This is a genomic window from Oleiphilus sp. HI0061, assembly GCF_001635675.1.
In genome coordinates this window covers 1-1,062 of the sequence record NZ_LWFE01000385.1, presented here as the reverse complement: position 1 = coordinate 1,062, position 1,062 = coordinate 1, and the positions used below count along the sequence as shown (strand labels likewise).

The 1,062-nt window shown below is 49.0% G+C and carries 1 protein-coding gene; it reads left to right on the top strand.

Annotated features, from left to right (window positions below; translation table 11 throughout):
• On the top strand, window positions 1–1,062 hold a 1,062-nt coding region (locus A3735_RS05305), incomplete at both ends, for a class I tRNA ligase family protein (RefSeq protein ID WP_156499420.1).

Genomic DNA, 1,062 nt, shown 5'->3' with positions numbered 1-1,062 from the left:
AAGAAGCTTTTGTTGAAAAAGGCGTATTGGTGACTTCAGGTGAATTCACCGGCCTAAGCTCGGCAGAAGCCTTTGATGCCATTGTTGCCAAGTTCGAAGCGCTAGGCACTGGCAAAAAGCGTATTAACTATCGCTTGCGTGACTGGGGTGTTTCTCGCCAGCGTTACTGGGGCACACCTATCCCGATCAAGAATCTTGAAGACGGCAGCGCGATTCCTGTTCCTTTAGATGAGCTGCCTGTTGTACTGCCTGAAGACGTTGAGCTGAACGGTGTCACCTCACCTATCAAGAGCGACCCGGAGTGGGCAAAGACGACTCATAATGGTCAGCCTGCACTACGTGAAACAGATACCTTCGATACCTTTATGGAATCGTCTTGGTATTACGCACGTTACTGTTCACCTCAGTCTGCTGACAGCATGTTAGACCCAGGCGCGGCAAATTACTGGCTGCCTGTAGACCAATATATTGGTGGTATTGAGCACGCTATTTTGCACCTGCTTTATGCGCGCTTTTTCCACAAACTGTTACGAGATGTCGGCTTGGTAAATTGTGACGAGCCGTTCAAGCGTCTGTTATGCCAAGGCATGGTATTGGCTGAAAGCTTCTATCAGGAAGACGATAAAGGTGGCAAGATCTGGATCGCGCCAGCTGAAGTCGATATCGAGACGGACGAAAAAGGCAAAACCATTAGCTGCAAGCGCAAGTCTGACGGTAGCGAAGTGTTGTCTTCTGGCATGAGCAAGATGTCGAAATCTAAGAACAACGGTGTTGACCCACAAACCACCATCGACCAGTTTGGTGCTGATACCGTTCGTTTGTTTATTATGTTTGCTGCGCCTCCTGAGCAATCATTGGAATGGTCTGACAGTGCGGTTGAAGGTTCAAACCGTTTCCTTAAGCGTATCTGGCGCCAGGTGTATTCTCACGTTTCTCAGGGCGATGTGGCTGCACTCGATGTTGCCAGCCTGAACAAAGAGCAGAAAGCGCTTCGCTTAAAAACGCATGAAACGATTGCTAAAGTAAGTGACGACGTTAGCCGCCGCTTAACCTTTAACACAG